General features: G+C 59.0%; 11 protein-coding genes and 1 pseudogene. 3 read left to right on the top strand and 9 right to left on the bottom strand.

Annotated features, from left to right (window positions below):
• Together G113_RS22060 and G113_RS07000 are read right to left on the bottom strand one after the other, a co-directional pair.
• Nucleotides 1–104 (bottom strand): annotated as a pseudogene (locus G113_RS22060) (DsbA family protein); the annotation flags it as partial.
• Between the two features lie 72 nt (nt 105–176).
• A complete protein-coding gene (locus tag G113_RS07000; protein WP_005897389.1) occupies nt 177–1,037 on the bottom strand; it encodes a Vmh family MBL fold metallo-hydrolase in 861 nt (286 codons plus the stop codon).
• A 116-nt stretch (nt 1,038–1,153) separates the two neighbouring features.
• On the opposite strand from G113_RS07000, the gene G113_RS06995 reads away from it, so the two are divergent.
• A complete protein-coding gene (locus tag G113_RS06995) occupies nt 1,154–2,050 on the top strand; it encodes a LysR family transcriptional regulator (RefSeq protein ID WP_005897386.1) in 897 nt (298 codons plus the stop codon).
• 39 nt (nt 2,051–2,089) lie between these two features.
• Here the strand turns inward: G113_RS06995 and G113_RS06990 are convergent, their stop codons facing one another.
• From G113_RS06990 to G113_RS06965, 6 genes are all read right to left on the bottom strand, one after another.
• Nucleotides 2,090–2,863, bottom strand: coding sequence for a BPSS1780 family membrane protein (locus G113_RS06990; RefSeq protein WP_005897382.1), 774 nt, complete (start codon nt 2,861–2,863; stop codon nt 2,090–2,092).
• Between the two features lie 37 nt (nt 2,864–2,900).
• The gene (locus G113_RS06985; RefSeq protein ID WP_005897379.1) at nt 2,901–3,953 is read right to left on the bottom strand and encodes a fimbrial protein; all 1,053 of its coding nucleotides are present in this window, start codon (nt 3,951–3,953) and stop codon (nt 2,901–2,903) included.
• Nucleotides 3,950–4,693, bottom strand: a complete 744-nt coding sequence (locus G113_RS06980; protein ID WP_236611727.1) for a fimbrial biogenesis chaperone — start codon at nt 4,691–4,693, stop codon at nt 3,950–3,952. The genes G113_RS06985 and G113_RS06980 overlap by 4 nt, the downstream gene beginning before the upstream one ends.
• Entirely contained in the window at nt 4,690–7,143 is a 2,454-nt protein-coding gene (locus tag G113_RS06975; protein ID WP_040318989.1) for a fimbria/pilus outer membrane usher protein, read from the bottom strand. The genes G113_RS06980 and G113_RS06975 overlap by 4 nt, the downstream gene beginning before the upstream one ends.
• A 210-nt stretch (nt 7,144–7,353) precedes the next feature.
• Nucleotides 7,354–8,115, bottom strand: a complete 762-nt coding sequence (locus G113_RS06970) for a fimbria/pilus periplasmic chaperone (RefSeq protein ID WP_005897373.1) — start codon at nt 8,113–8,115, stop codon at nt 7,354–7,356.
• A gap of 10 nt (nt 8,116–8,125) precedes the next feature.
• Nucleotides 8,126–8,671: a fimbrial protein gene (locus tag G113_RS06965; protein ID WP_005897371.1), complete on the bottom strand. Its 546-nt coding sequence runs from the start codon at nt 8,669–8,671 to the stop codon at nt 8,126–8,128.
• 296 nt (nt 8,672–8,967) lie between these two features.
• Here G113_RS06965 and G113_RS06960 point away from each other — a divergent pair, with 296 nt between their 5' ends.
• Nucleotides 8,968–9,795: a peptidoglycan DD-metalloendopeptidase family protein gene (locus G113_RS06960; RefSeq protein WP_005897369.1), complete on the top strand. Its 828-nt coding sequence runs from the start codon at nt 8,968–8,970 to the stop codon at nt 9,793–9,795.
• Between the two features lie 93 nt (nt 9,796–9,888).
• On the opposite strand, the gene G113_RS06955 is transcribed toward G113_RS06960, so the two are convergent.
• Complete coding sequence (locus G113_RS06955; protein ID WP_005897366.1) at nt 9,889–11,229, bottom strand: MATE family efflux transporter; 1,341 nt, start codon at nt 11,227–11,229, stop codon at nt 9,889–9,891.
• Between the two features lie 157 nt (nt 11,230–11,386).
• Between G113_RS06955 and mscM the strand changes: the two genes are divergently transcribed.
• Nucleotides 11,387–14,656 carry a miniconductance mechanosensitive channel MscM gene (mscM, locus tag G113_RS06950; RefSeq protein ID WP_005897362.1) on the top strand — a complete coding sequence of 1,090 codons (3,270 nt, stop codon included), beginning with the start codon at nt 11,387–11,389 and terminating at the stop codon, nt 14,654–14,656.
• Nucleotides 14,657–14,664: the final 8 nt, after the last annotated feature.

Raw genomic sequence — 14,664 nt, 5'->3', positions numbered from 1 at the left:
CCCCCGCCAGCCTGGCCGCGGCCGCAAGCAGGGGGGGCTGCACCATAACACCAGCCGCAGAGGGGGTCATAAACGTAGTGCAATGTTGTTTCTTTCATCTTCATGGCGTCGTATCCAGCTTGAAAAAACCGGGCCAAGGGGCCCGGTAAAAAACACAGGGAAGTAGGCTCAATGCTTTACCACTTCATCTCGCCGGTCGCGACCTTGGCGCCGATAGCCAGACCATCATCGTCAGGCAACGCGGGGAAGGCTTGCTTCATGCTCTGGATCAAGCTGTCTGAGTCCTTGGCCTTGGCCAGCTCCTGCTCGAAGCGCTGCACATAATCGCGTGTGAAGGTCACGGCTTCGGCCCCCCTGGGCTCTGCTCCCAGGAAGTGGCCCGGGATCACCCTGGCCGGTTTCATCGCCAGCAGCTCATTGAGGGTCTTGACCCACTGCGTCCGCGCCGTCTTGGTCTGGCTGTCCGCCATCCAGACATGCACGCCGTGATACACCGGCACGCCACCGAATGCGGTCTTGATAGAGGGGACCCAGAGATAGGCGCTCGGCGTGTTCATCGCCTTTATCTCGATCCGCTCACCTTCAAGAGTCAGATGGGACGCCGTCATCACCTCGGGGACTATCAGGCTCTTGGGCGCCTGTTTGCCCAGAATGGGGCCCCAGTAGGCCAGCTTGGCATCCTTGGTGGCCTTGATATGGTCAACTACGTGCTGGCTGGCCACTATCTTGACGTTCGGGAAGGCCACCTTGAGAGGTTCCAGGCCGAAATAGAAATCGGGATCGCCACCACTGATGAAGATGGTGGTCAGCGTCTTGCCACTCTTGTGCAGCAACTCGACCAACGCCTGGCCATCACCGACCCCGAACTGGGCATCAACCAGTATGGCTTCCTTGTCTCCGCTGACGATCTCGGAAGCGACAGGGAAGATCCCCTGCTCGCCCGGGTTGTAGACGGTTACCGTCAGAGGGGCAGCTAGTGCGGCGCCGCTGAGCAGTGTGGTGGCCAGGGTCAAATTGCGAAGTGCTTGCTTGTTCATTGCGTCATTCCTAATGATGGATTCGGGATGAACAGAGTTTATTAGAACGACTGAGTTGCAAATACAGCATAATAGTCACTTCACTGTTGCATGAATCGAACAGATAGAGGTTAAACATGGATAGACTGACCGCCCTGCGGGTCTTTGTCAGCGTGGTGGAACAGGGCAGTTTGAGCGCCGCAGGAGAGCAGCTGGAGATGTCGCGCGCCATGGTGTCACGCTACCTGGCCGAGCTGGAGCGCTGGATGGGAGCCCGCCTGCTGCACCGGACCACTCGCCGCCTCAGTCTGACCGGGCCGGGAGAGGAGGCGCTGTTGCGAGCCCGTACCATGTTGACCCTGGGCGAAGAGATGGAGCAGCTGGCAGCCCAGAGCCAGGATGCCCCCAAGGGATTGCTGCGCATCACCAGCAGCTACTCCCTCTCCGAGGCCTTGCTGGTCAACATCGCCAACGACTATCTGGCCAGCTATCCAGGTACGGCTGTCGACATATTGCTGTTGGACAGGACGGTCAATCTGGTGGAGGAGCGTATCGATCTGGCCGTGCGGATCACCAACGATCTGGATCCCAATCTGGTCGCCCGCCGGCTCGGCACCTGCCGCTCGGTGGTCTGCGCCAGTCCGGCTTACCTGGCCAGCCACCCGGTGCCGCAACAGGTGCAAGATCTCGCCTTGCACAACTGCCTCACCTACACCTACTTCGGCAAAAGCCTGTGGCAATTTGATGGGGTGAAGGGCCCTCAATCGGTCCCCGTCAGCGGCAATCTGAGCGCCAATATATCCAACCTGCTTCTGGCCGCCACCCTGGCGGGGACAGGTATCAGCCTGCAACCCCACTATTCGGTTAAAACGCATCTCGAACGAGGTGAGCTGGTGGCCTTGCTGCCCGACTGGCAACCCAAGCAAATGGGCGTTTACGGTGTCTATGGCACCCGCAAGCAGATGTCTCCCTTGCTGCGCAGTTTCCTCGACTTCATGGTCGCGCGCATGGCAGCCGATCCACTCTGGCAATAAAAAAGGGGCCTTTCGGCCCCTGATAAAGAGAAGGAGGGATCAGGCTTCGAAGCCGGTCAGTGCGATCCCCTCCTCCCCCTCTTGCTCGATGAGGAAGATATCCTTGTAAGCCATATAGATGGAGTAGTTGAGCGCAGGCAACACCACCAGCAGGCCAATCAGCATCAACAGGGTGCCGAGTAGCAGCATGACGCAGCCCAGCAGCCCCCACCAAAGGAAGGGCCACATGTTGCGCTGACAGCCGATGAAGCTGAGTTTGGCGGCCTGCCAGATCCCGACATCATGGAAATAGATGAGGGCGGGGGCAAAGGTCACCGCCATCAATACCGGCACCAGCAGCAACATCCCCAGCAGCACGCAGAGCAGCACGCCTCTTGCCTGCTCCACCGTCAGGGAAAGCTGTTCGGGATCCTGACTGAACAGATCGCTCAACCCCCACCAAGAGAGCAGTCCAAAACAGAGCATGGCTATCAGGGTGAAGAGGCCAAGGGCAAACAAGCCCCCCATCATCAGTGGCGTCAATCGGTGGCGAAAGCCAGCAAACAGGTCGGAGAAGGTCAGCCGTCCCTGCTCATCACCCCCTTTGGCCACTACCATCCAACCCGCCATCCACACCATGTAGAGCAGTTGGGAAATAAAGCCTCCCGTGGGTAGCTGCTCGATCAGCAAGCCGACCCCCAGCCAGAGCAGCAACATGGCAACGCTCAGTCCCATGCCCTTGTTGAAGATATCGAATCCACTACGGATCCATAACCAGCCACGCCCTATGGGGTGACGCTGGGGCTCGGTGCGCAGGGCGCTGTGGGTACTCATCATTTAGCCTCGATAGGATTCGCGGGCTGAGGGCGGCTCAGGGCACAGTCACCGTCACCATGACGGTGGCCGTATAGGGCCCGGTTCGTACCGGCTGACCTGGCAGCTTGGTCGGATACACCCTCACCCTGTAGTCAGTCTTATGGGTGCTTTGCGAGTAGGGTACCCCGATGGCAGTATCAAATGGAATAGGGGTATCCGTATCCTGTTGGAGCAAACCTATGCCCACCCCCGCCAGGCTGGTGTTGATGAAGTTACCCTGACTGGTGAGAGCACCACCAAAGCTGTAACTGAGAGGGATCACGTAGTCGCTCGGGATCTGGCTGCACGACACACTCACATTGACGCTGCGCGGGGCATAACCCAGTGGCACGCCTCCTTCGACGAAGGCACTCTGGGCCACGGCCCCGAGATCCAGAGGAATGCTGGTACCAGCTGGAAACTGGCAGCTCGGGGTTGAGGTGATGCTGATATTCATGGCCAACCGGCTGAACTCGTTGCCAACGTTGGTATCGGGCAGGCTGGATCGCCGCACGAAGAGGCTGGCGACTGTGCCACTGAAGGTCTGGGTGCCAGTGATCCCCTTGAGCAGCTTGAGGGTATATTTACCGCCATTGACGTCAATGCCGCCAAGCGCCAAATTGAGCAGGTTACCGACACAAACACTGAGCAATCCGATTGTCGTGGTATTGAAGGGGACAGTACGATAACTCCCTCCCACATTGAACTCCGCCTTGAGACCGAAATAATCGTTGAGTTTGATCAGGGTACCCAGGGGATCGGCAATGGTCGGCAGTGTGGTCGCCCCCTGGTAGTAAGCCGTTACCAAGAGACCAAGCGATATACCGGTACAGTCGCAGGTAGCTGTGCTGGTGGTGGCAAAACTGCCATTGGTCGTATCCCCCGGTTGATAGACGCTGGCGGGGTTGGTCACCGGGACTGTTGCCAGAAAGGGGCTGGTGCACTGGCCGTTGACGGCGCTCGCGTCGGGCAAGTAACAGAGCGCGCCAAACAATAACAGCCCCGGCATCCCCACTCGCTCTAGTGCCCGCCGGGTCCAGCCCGCCCGCTCACCGATTCTGAATTTCATCGCCCTGCTCCCTGAGTCAATTGAAAGCCCTGCTCATGATAGTTGCCATCATCATCAATCCAGCGCGCCCTGCCACGCGCACCGTGCAATGCGGTCTCATCTGCCCCCGCCATGGGCAGAAACAGCTTAGCCTGCGGCGGGATCAAGGCAGCCTCTTGCCAGAGCAGCGACTGCTTGCCGTGGGAGATCAACACCTCACTCAGGCTGATATAAAACCCACCGGGATTGGACACAGTCACGCCCAGCCCCGGCCCGGTTTGCCAAACAAGCCGAGTCACGGCGTCGCGCACTGAGCCAGGCAGGCCCGCGGGCCGATAGAACAGCTTGATGCGGGTGCGATAAGCGAGCTGTACCCTGGCCCCTTCAGCAACAGTTTTGGGAGGTAAACCCAGCACATTGAGCCAGAACAGGGATTCGCGGTCCTGTACCAGATGTTTGGTATCCACCCCGTAAATGCGCAGCATCTGCCCCTTGCGTCCCCCCAACCGGATCATGGGAGGAGTCACCAAAAATGGTGCCTTGCTGTGACTCGGTCCTTGCTGCACATCCCCCTCATCAACCCAGGCCTGCAGCAAGCTGGGGGCCTGGTCATCGTTGAATACCCTGAGACTGGCTTCGGGAGCCCCGCCCGGGTAGACGAGACGCGTCGCCATCAAATTGATGGCGGCCTGTCCCTCTTCTTCCCGAAGCAGGAGCGCACACAGTAACATCAGGCAATAAAGCCGACGCGGCTTCATCATGGCGTCTGCTCAGGCTGACAGAGGGCGGTCACCTGCTGATAGGGAATGGCAGGATCCGGCTTGGGTTGTCGATAGTCCAGACGGCAGCGCTGGCTTCCCTCCTTGCCCCACTGCACGTGAAGCGGCCCCTGTTCGCCGCGCACGAAAATAAGTCCCCCCTGTCCGACCACGGCCACCGAGCGGCCACTGCTATCAACTACATCGGCCCCAAAAGGCAGCGTCATCCGATCCGGTAGCTGGGCCTGCAGCAGCAAGGGTTGGCCGATATGAGTCTCATAGTCGAGTTTGACGATGGCACCGCGCCTGGGGGCCACCATCTGCGCACTGCCCTCTATCTCCACGTCCACCGGCAGCCCCCCCGGATCCAGACTGATGATGTTGTTGCGATAGGGATTGAGCCCGGCCAGCACCGCATAACCATCTCCATCGACCTCACTGCCGATACCATGGCTTATCTTGGCTCCCTGAGCCCCTCTGGCCTCCACCAGCGCCATTGTCTCCCCTTGGGTCTGGCCCAATACCCAACCATCTTTATGTACCAGCAAGGTCCCTTTGGCCGAGGCGACATATTGGGAGTAACCATCTCCCTGACTGGTGCTGGCGCCGAGTTGGGCCGCGGCCCCCTGATACTGCAAATTCCCGCCGTAACCATAGTGGCTGGCTGCGCCCCCTCCATTCTTGCTGGCGTAAAGCCCGTAATAGAGCAGACCATCGCGAGCACCACCATTGAGATCGGCGCGGGCGCTGTCGCCCTGTCCCTCCTGATAGGAGAGGGTGCTACTCAGGCGTGGCCCACCGAGTGCCTCGCCGATGGGAATGCTGAGACTCAACACATATTGATCCCCGCCATCGTCCTCATTGAGGGAGTGACTGGCCGAGAGGGAGAGACTGCCCCAGCTAAACCCCTTGTTGTAACCCAGCTGGAAGCTGCTGTTGTTCGCTTCACCTCCCCAGTAGTTGCGCGCGATGCCACTGAAATAGAGATCGCCCAGCTCCCCTACCGGCTGGCTGATGTTGAGTTGGAAGCGATTGCGTTCCCGCTGCAACAAATTGAGGCGATCTCCCTGCAATGCCGCCACATCGTTGAGGTCCAGATAACCCTCGCTCGAGAACCGGTATGCGGCCAGCGTGACATAGGTGCGGGTGTAATCCAGCTGCTTGCTGTAGGTCAACCGATAGCTTTGCCCCGACAACTCCTTGGCTAATCTGGACTCGGGGGGAAGATCCCGTGCCCAGGAGCCGGTGAGATCGAGAGCGAGAGCGCCATAATCGGAGCCGACTGCCAATCCCCCCAGCAGGGCGCCATAATCTTGCGCCGCAATAGCACCACCGTAGAGGGTCAGGATATTGGAGAGGCCGTGTCTGTAGGTGCCTTGCAAGAAGTTGGGACCATCAACCCCCGCATCATTGCGATACTGGCCCAGGGTCAGGCTAAACCGGGAGGCATCGGTGCGCAGCATCTGCACCACCGATGAAAATGGCAGGGTGAAGCTGCGCTCACGACCGTCAGCTTCCGTAATAGTCACATCGAGATCGCCCGCAAAACTGGTGGCATAGAGATCGTCGATAGCGAAGGCGCCAGGGGCAACTTGGGTCTCATAGATGAGTGCCGTTCCCTGACGGATGGTCACCCTGGCATTGGTCTCGGCAGTACCACGCACCACAGGGGCGAAGCCACGCTCAAAATCCGGCAGCATGGCATCATCGCTGGCAAGCTGCACACCGGTGAAGGGCACACTGTCGAAGCTGTCTCCCGGGGTAAAATACTCCCCCAAGGTGAGCTGGGCTCTCTGCCCTGTGATATCCCGCTGGGCATAGCTGTTGAGCGCTTGATAATCACCTTCGCTCTGAAAGGAGCCATTGTGACGTAAACGCCAGCTCCCCAGGTTGAGCCCACTATTGAGGTTGATGTTGCTGCTGAGCTTGTCTGATGCGCCGCGCTGGTCGCTGTAATAGAGATTGGCGTTATAACCGACAAAACCGGCATTGATCCCCTGCACCCACTGATCCGGCCCCACATAGTTGCGACGCACCCGTCCGACATAAGCCTGCGGCAGGCTCAGCGCACCTGTCAGGCTGGGCAAATCCAGAGTGAAACGGGCCTCAGGCACCAACGCTTCCACCTCGATACAATCGCTCTGTAACAGCGCGTTAACTGCCTGCTGATGAGGGAGCTTACCGATCAACAGCCCCCATTGCTCAACCTGAGCTGATTTGAAACAGAAGCGGGGTGACTGGGGATCCGCGCCCGCCCTCACCTCCAGCTGCTGGCTCAGCTTGTCTTGGCCGTTAATGATGATATCGAGTTGATAAATACCTGGCGGCACAAAGTCGGCGCGAGAGAAGCGGGTCAGGTCGATATCCATGCCAAGAGCGTCAAGCAGCTGGCTATTGAATTCCACCGGTTCGGGAGCCGCTATCGCCTTGGCTTGCACCGGCTCATTCGCCATTGCGGTGTGACCGATGAGCAGGATTATAAGCAGGAAAATGCGTGTAACCCGGCAAGATGTCAGGCAGGCGGGGGGGTAAACATGAAGACCTGTCATCGATACGGCGGCAGGGAGAACACAGGCAATCACGGCGCACCTCCCTCCAGATACAGACTGACATCGAATGCGGGAAGACCTGGCGCCGGGTTCAATTCCCCGACCCGGTACTCGTCAGTTGAACGCGAATCGGCCCACCTCGCGGGCACCATAATCATTAAGCCAATAGAAGGTCACCGTTTTGGCCTGCACTGGCCCGCTCAATCGTTCCAGAGGAAAATCAAAACTGGCTCCAGGCGCCACCATGCCACCGCTGCGATTGACATACTGCCTGGCCTGGGCCGTTGTCAGATCGAGATTGCTGATACTGACGTGGTAACTGCTCGGGTTGCTGGCTCGCAGCACGTAACCACTCGCCTGGTGCAGCAATTGCCACTGCAACCCGTTGGCGGATTGCTGGATATCACCGGCCAATCCCTGGGGCCGATAGAACAACTTGATGCGAGAGCGAAAGGCGAGTTGCACCAGATTCTGACCCGCCACGGCAGACTTGGCACTGGGCGGTACTTCCAGCACATTGAGCCAGAACACCGACTCCTTGTTGAGGGGCAGTCCTTGCCCTATGTAAGCAAGGCGCAGGGATTGGCCGCGCAGGGCCTCTATTCGGGTAATAGGTGGTGTGATGAGGAAGGGCAATCTATCGGCACCGGGCCGGATCCGGCGATCGCCCGTATCCATCCAGACCTGAACCAACGCTGGCAGCGTGCCCTTATTGGTCAGCTCCAGTGTCACTTCACGAGCCGTGGAGGGATAGATGACCCGGGTGCCAGATATCTGAACCTGCCCCCAGGCCAGCATGGGAAAGAGCACTACCCCATGGAGCAGGAATCGACCTAACATGCCGCCCCAACGGGCCAGACCCGATACCGTGCTCATGGGGCAGATCTCAGTGATAATCGAGAGAATAGATAAGGTCAGCTGACACCAACCCGGCTCCCACAGGCCCGGTGGCTATGTACTGGGCGCTGTAATAAAGGGTGGCATCGCCGGCCGCATTGAAATCAACCAGTACATCATTGCCCGTGTTGTCTCTCAGATCGATAGGGGTGCTGTCGGATGCTAGGATCTGCACCTCCACGTTAGCCGCCGGGTTCTTACCGCCGGACGCCACCGCTTTATTGCTCAGATTCCCCGTGCTCTGGGCCACGCCAAAGTTCTCGAAATAGGCTCGCACCGAACCCGTCGTCGGGCAGCTGGTGAGCTCCAGATTGAAACCTGTCGCACCGGCGGTTACCCCCAGACCGGAGAGTGCATTGGTACTGACGGTGGGCAGGGTCACAATCGCCGAAGCACTGCCGCCGTTGACAGAAATGTCGCAGGTTCCCGCCGTGACCTCCCCAGTGATCGTTATGGTGCCATTGAAGGCCAAGACAGACCCCGAGGCCAGCAAGCTGGCCGAGAGTCCAAGAGCCGCAAGAAGATTTATTTTCATCACAACCTCCACCTAACCCGCTGGGATAGCTCAACTCGGTGTGCTGGCAATGCTCTGTTTTCTATCTCCGGCACATCATCCTTGATGGGTGTCATTTAACGACCAAAAGTTAATGACTTATTAGTAAATAGCACAACCTGCGGCGCAGTGCCTGCCGCAGCTCAAAATATAGAAAGCCCCAAGTGAACCATTCACTGTTTCAAGGAGAAGTACTATTCAGCCTGGGGATGTCAGACAGATAAACGGCGATGTGGCATCATATCGCCTCTGTTATTTGCCTCTATCCGGAGTGGTCTATGCGCCTCTTGTTCTCCCTCTGCCTGCTGCTGTGCAGTGCTGCCCTGCAGGCTGAGCCCGGCTTTATCAGCCGCTTGCTCAATCAACCCGTTCCCGGTGGCATCGCCGTCATACCCCTCGATGAAGGGAGCCAGACACCTGCTCCTCGCTATGAGGGAAATCCCGTGCTGGTGGTCAAGGAGCAAGGCAAGGAGTGGATCGCCATCGTCGGCATACCGCTCAAGAGCAAGCTCGGCGAGCATCGGCTCTCCCTGGCCGACGGTCGCACCCTCGCCTTCACCGTCGAAAACAAGCACTACCGCGAGCAGCACATCAAGCTCAAGAACAAGCGGCAGGTCAATCCCAACCCCGATGATCTCGCCCGCATCCAGCGTGAACTGGCCGAGCAGACCCAAGCTTATCAGTCCTTCAGCCCGATCCAGCCTAGCAATCTGATGTTTGACAAGCCAGTGCAGGGGCCACTCTCCAGCCCGTTCGGACTGCGACGCTTCTTCAATGGTGAGGAGCGTAACCCCCACTCGGGGCTCGACTTTGCGGTCGGTGCCGGCACTCCCGTCAAGGCCCCCGCCGCGGGCAAGGTGATCCTTATCGGCAACTACTTCTTCAATGGTAATACCGTCTTTATCGATCACGGCCAGGGGTTGATCAGCATGTTCTGCCATCTCTCCAAGGTGGATGTGAAACGGGGTCAGAGTCTGCCCAGAGGCGGCATTCTCGGCCGAGTAGGCTCAACTGGCCGTGCCACCGGACCCCATCTGCACTGGAACGTCAGCCTCAACGACAGCCGGGTCGATCCCGCCATCTTTATCGGTGCCTTCAAGCCCTGAAGCCGGCTATCCAGAACTGAAAAAAGGCAGCCATTGGCTGCCTTTTTTCATGCACTGACCCCACTTATCCTGAGGTCATAGTCGCCTTGTCTATCAGGAGGTGGCCCCGCCATGGCGTGCCGACTCCTGGCGCATGCCCCACACCATGATGGCGATCAGCAAAGCGCTGGAAGTAGGCAGGGCCAGCCAGACGCCTGCTACCCCCCACAGGGTGGAAAATAGCCACAAGAAACCACCGATCAACACTAGCTTGCCGCCGGTAAGCAGGGAAGCCATGCGCGCGCGGCCTATGGCCTGGAAGTAAGTTGCCCCCACCAGCAACAATCCCTCCAGCGGCAAGCCCCAGAAGTAAAGCCAGATGCCCAAGGTAGCCACCGGCAGCAGGGCCGGGTTGTCGCCGGCAAACAGGTAGACGGCCCCCTCTGGCCAGAGATAGAGCGGGAACAAGGCCAGCAAGGCGATAATCAGGGTCGTCCCCAGCGCCAGGTTGCGAATGCGGATGACCCTGTGCCACAGCCCGGCGCCGGCATTGAAGCTGGCGATGGGTTGAATGCCCATGGCGATCCCCTCGAAGATGAGATAGAAGAAGGCCTCGGTGTAACTTATCACCCCATAAGCGGCGATATGCAGCGAGGTTCCCACCGCCAGCATGGCCTTGTTGTGCATGGCCAATACCACAGAGAGATAGAGATACATCAGGAAGCTGGAGAAACCGAGCCGCAACGTCTGGCCAATTTGACGCCAATCCGGACGCAGGCTGTCCCAACGGATCCGTAGCTGACTGCGGCGGCTAAGGAAGTGCCACAGGCAGAGTCCACCTGTCATCGCTTGTGAGAGCATGGTGGCGATGGCCGCCCCCGCCAGCCCCCATGGCAACACGGCCATCAGCAGGTAATCGAGTAGCACATTGAGTACGCCACCTGCCACCAGGATCCAGGTGGTAAGTCCGGGGTGACCGTCGTTGCGCAGCAGGGCTGTAAACGCCATGGAGAGCACGGCAAAGACCCCAAGCAGGGCGTACCAGTCTAAGTAGGCAATGCCTGCATCGAACACGGCGCCCTCGGCCCCCATCCAGCGCAGCAGTCCCTCCCCGTAGAGGAGTCCGATGCCGCTGAGCAGCAGAGAGGCCAGCAGCACCAGTAGCAAAGCATTGCCGACTATCAGGCGGGCAAGTTGCGACTCCCCCTTGCCCTGCAAGAAGGAGACCCGGGCACTGGCGCCCATGCCGATGAGGGCTCCGACCGCATAGAGCACGGCGCAGATGGGATAGGCGAGCATCATACCCGCCAGTCCGTCCTGTCCCAGGATGTGGCCAATGAAGATGCCATCTATGGTGACATAGACCCCGGTGACCAACATGGCAGCCACCGTCGGCGTGACATAGCGCAAACACAGACGGCCGAGCGGGGCAGTGCCCAGATCCAGGGTCGACATAGAATTCTCAACAGTGACAAGCAAAAGGGGCAGGATAATAGCCAAACAAATCCATTTTCACCCGTTATTTATGTTACGAATCATTAATATGTAAAACTTTACCCTTCCAGGGCCCTGCTTTAGGCTAGGGCTCTTCTCTCGAACGGAAACGAGCCTCATGTTGCAACGCCTGCTCCCCCTGCTTCTCCTCTGCCTTCCCCTGTTATCCCAGGCCGATGATGCCACCGCGCAAATAGAGGAGCTGCTCCAGAGCGTGCCCAAGGGCGAGGCGCCTGAGCATCAGAAGCTGAGGGAGAGCTATCAGCAGGCACTGCAATACGCCCGGGATGCGGAACGCTACCGGGAACAGGGCAAGGCCTATCAACAGTTGATGATCGACTACCCCAATGAGTCGGCGCGCCTCAAAGATGCACTGCACAACTACCAACCCGCCAACAGGGTGCCACTCGCTAGCCTGAGCGAAGATGCCCTGCGTCAGGCGCTGGGACTGAGCAGCAATCGTCAGCTCAACCTGCGCAAGGAGCGTCAGGAGCTGATCGACAACCTCAATCAGCAGGAGATCACCGGTCAGGAGTTTCACCTGCGCATCGATGAGCTGCGCAAACAGCTGCAACAGACGCGCACCCAGCTCGATCGGATGAGTTTCAGTGGGGAATCGGATCGCCAGCATGAGGCGCTGCAGTTGATGACCCGCCTCAAGGAGCAGGCGCTGTCGGACAGGATCCAGATGCTGGAGCTAGAACAGCTCTCCGCCCAGCAGCGCAGCGATCTCGCCAAGCTCAAGGTGCAGGGGCTCAACCTTGCCATTACCGACGAAGATGAGTGGCAAAACGCCCTCATCAGCCAACAGAACCTGCTCAGGCGCCAGAATACCGAACGCACTCTGGCCCAGAGCGAGCGGCTCAAGGCCCAGCTCACCGCCGACATGCCGCTGCTGCAGGAGCAGCAACAGCAGAACCAGACGCTCTCCATCCAGCTCGGCACCCTGGAAGAGCAGATCGAGCTAGTACAAGACGAGCAGCGAGATCTGGACAACAGCCTCTCCCACCTCAATGACCTGGTCGATTCGGTCCGCGAACAGCTCGAATGGCTACAGATAAGCAATGCTTACGGTGAAAACCTGCGCAGCAAGCTGGCCGACTTGCCCGCCTACTTCCCCCTCGACAAGCTAGAGTCGGCCATAGTGCAGTCGCGCATCGCCAAATACCGCTATGAAGGGGAGCAGGAGGGACTCAAGGACCCGGCTCAAGTGAGGGATAAACTGCTCGAAGAGGAGAACAGCAAGCTCGACCGCTCCCAGGTCACAGTGCTCGATAACCTGCTCAAGACGCGTCGCCTGCTGTTGACCCGCCTCAATGATGCCGCCGATACCCTGATCCAGGAACAGACCAGGCTCAAGCTGCTCTATATCCGCCAGAACAGCAAAATAGATGAAATTCGCAATCTCAGTGCCAGCCATCTGTTCTGGCTGCCGGATGTGCCTCCGCTGACTCCTGCAGTCCTGCTCGGAGTACCTGCCGCCCTGGGACTGGCCTTCGATCCTGCCAACTGGTGGCAACTGCCACTGGCACTGGCCGAGCAGGGCACCACCCGTCTTACTTTCATAGTCCTCACCCTGCTGCTGCTATTCGGACTCTGGATCCGGCTGGCCCGCCACCTGAGCAATTTCAGCCAGCAGATAGCCCCAAGGGTCGGCAAAGTGACCCAGGACAAGTTCAGCCTGACCAGCCGTCTGCTGCTTCGTTCCCTGGTCGCCGCCCTGCCCCTGCCCGCCATGGCACTGCTGCTGCGCTACCAGCTGGAGGGGGCATGGCAATATCCCTTCGCCATCGCAATCGCCAAGGGGCTCGGCGAGATTTGGTTCCTGCTGCTGGCCCTGCTGCTGGTGCGTCATCTCACCATGGAGAAAGGCATACTCATTCACCACTTCGGCTGGAGTGGCGTGCAGGTGACCCGAGTCTGGGGCCAGTTCCGCACCCTCTTACTGATCCTGATCCCCAGCTTCTTCGTGCAGGGCATGGCCGACAGCTATCAGGAACATGCCTTCTACGACACCCTGGGCCGGCTCGCCTTCATGGTGGGGGCGCTCTGGCTGCTGCTCTTCTTCGTGCGCCTCAATCGTGAACGCTTGCCGCTGACCTGGGGCCAGGCAGACATGAACAAACCCCACCTGTTGCACCACTTCATCTGGAACGCCCTCATGCTGGCGCCCCTGGTGGCGGTAATAGGTGCCCTGCTCGGCTATTTCTACACCTCGCGCATCTTGCTGCGTCAGCTGGAAGTGAGCCTGTTGATGGGGCTCGGTTGCCTGCTGATCTATTACCTGGCAAGGCGCTGGATGCTGATCCAGCGCAGGCGGCTCGCCTTCGATCGTGCCAAGAGCCGCCGGGCCGAGATCCTGGCCCAGCGCGAGCGTGAAGAACAAGATGATCTCAGCTCGGAGATCCCGGATGTGGTGGAGGAACAAGAGCTGGATCTGGATACCATCAGCGCCCAGTCCCTCGGCCTTATTCGCACCCTGCTGATGCTCGGCTTCACCATCCTGGTGGTGGTGCAATGGTCCGATCTCAACTCGGCGTTCAGCTTCCTGAGCAACATTGAGGTATGGCAGGTGAGCAGCAAGGTCGCCGGCATAGAGCAGCTGTCGGCCATCACCCTGCAGGATCTGATGTTGACCCTGTTCGTCTTCATACTGACGGTGATGACGGCTCGCAACCTGCCGGGTCTGATGGAGCTGACCCTGCTCCAGCACCTGAGCCTCTCCCCCGGCACCGGCTTTGCCTTGACCACCGTCAGCAAATACATGGTGATCCTGATCGGTGCCCTGACCGGCTTCTCCATGCTCGGCATCGACTGGTCCAAGACCCAGTGGCTAGTGGCGGCACTCTCGGTGGGGCTGGGTTTCGGCCTGCAGGAGATCTTCGCCAACTTCGTTTCCGGCCTGATCATCTTGTTTGAAAAGCCGATCCGGCTCGGCGATACCGTCACCATTCGCGAGCTGACCGGCACCGTCTCCAAGATCAAGACCCGCGCCACCACTATCGTGGACTGGGACAGGAAAGAGATCATTGTGCCCAACAAGGCCTTCATCACGGAGCAGTTCATCAACTGGTCACTGTCCGATGCCATCACCCGGGTCAAGCTGCGTATTCGCATCAGCCTGACCCAGGATCCCAAACGGGTACAGCAACTGCTCGAAGAGTGCGTACGTGAATCCAGCCTGGTGCTGGATACACCGACGCCGGAGGTGTTCCTGATCGAGTTCACCGATTCGGCGCTGATTTATGAGATCCGGCTCTACGTCAACAATATGGATCACCGCATGCCGATCACCCATGAGGTCCATTCGGCCATTCTGGAAAAACTGCATCAACTGGGCATGCACCTGCCGCACCAGCAAGTTGATATCCGCCTCAGTCGTGCCTAGGAGTCTCT

This window comes from Aeromonas molluscorum 848 (assembly GCF_000388115.1).
GTDB lineage: Bacteria > Pseudomonadota > Gammaproteobacteria > Enterobacterales > Aeromonadaceae > Aeromonas > Aeromonas molluscorum.
This window is presented reverse-complemented; position numbering and strand designations above follow the sequence as displayed.

Coding starts and splice junctions, on each gene's coding strand:
- G113_RS07000 (WP_005897389.1), bottom strand. CDS start 1,037: ATGAACAAGCAAGCACTTCGCAATTTGACCCTGGCCACCACACTGCTC.
- G113_RS06995 (WP_005897386.1), top strand. CDS start 1,154: ATGGATAGACTGACCGCCCTGCGGGTCTTTGTCAGCGTGGTGGAACAG.
- G113_RS06990 (WP_005897382.1), bottom strand. CDS start 2,863: ATGAGTACCCACAGCGCCCTGCGCACCGAGCCCCAGCGTCACCCCATA.
- G113_RS06985 (WP_005897379.1), bottom strand. CDS start 3,953: ATGAAATTCAGAATCGGTGAGCGGGCGGGCTGGACCCGGCGGGCACTA.
- G113_RS06980 (WP_236611727.1), bottom strand. CDS start 4,693: ATGATGAAGCCGCGTCGGCTTTATTGCCTGATGTTACTGTGTGCGCTC.
- G113_RS06975 (WP_040318989.1), bottom strand. CDS start 7,143: ATGGCGAATGAGCCGGTGCAAGCCAAGGCGATAGCGGCTCCCGAACCG.
- G113_RS06970 (WP_005897373.1), bottom strand. CDS start 8,115: ATGAGCACGGTATCGGGTCTGGCCCGTTGGGGCGGCATGTTAGGTCGA.
- G113_RS06965 (WP_005897371.1), bottom strand. CDS start 8,671: ATGAAAATAAATCTTCTTGCGGCTCTTGGACTCTCGGCCAGCTTGCTG.
- G113_RS06960 (WP_005897369.1), top strand. CDS start 8,968: ATGCGCCTCTTGTTCTCCCTCTGCCTGCTGCTGTGCAGTGCTGCCCTG.
- G113_RS06955 (WP_005897366.1), bottom strand. CDS start 11,229: ATGTCGACCCTGGATCTGGGCACTGCCCCGCTCGGCCGTCTGTGTTTG.
- mscM (WP_005897362.1), top strand. CDS start 11,387: ATGTTGCAACGCCTGCTCCCCCTGCTTCTCCTCTGCCTTCCCCTGTTA.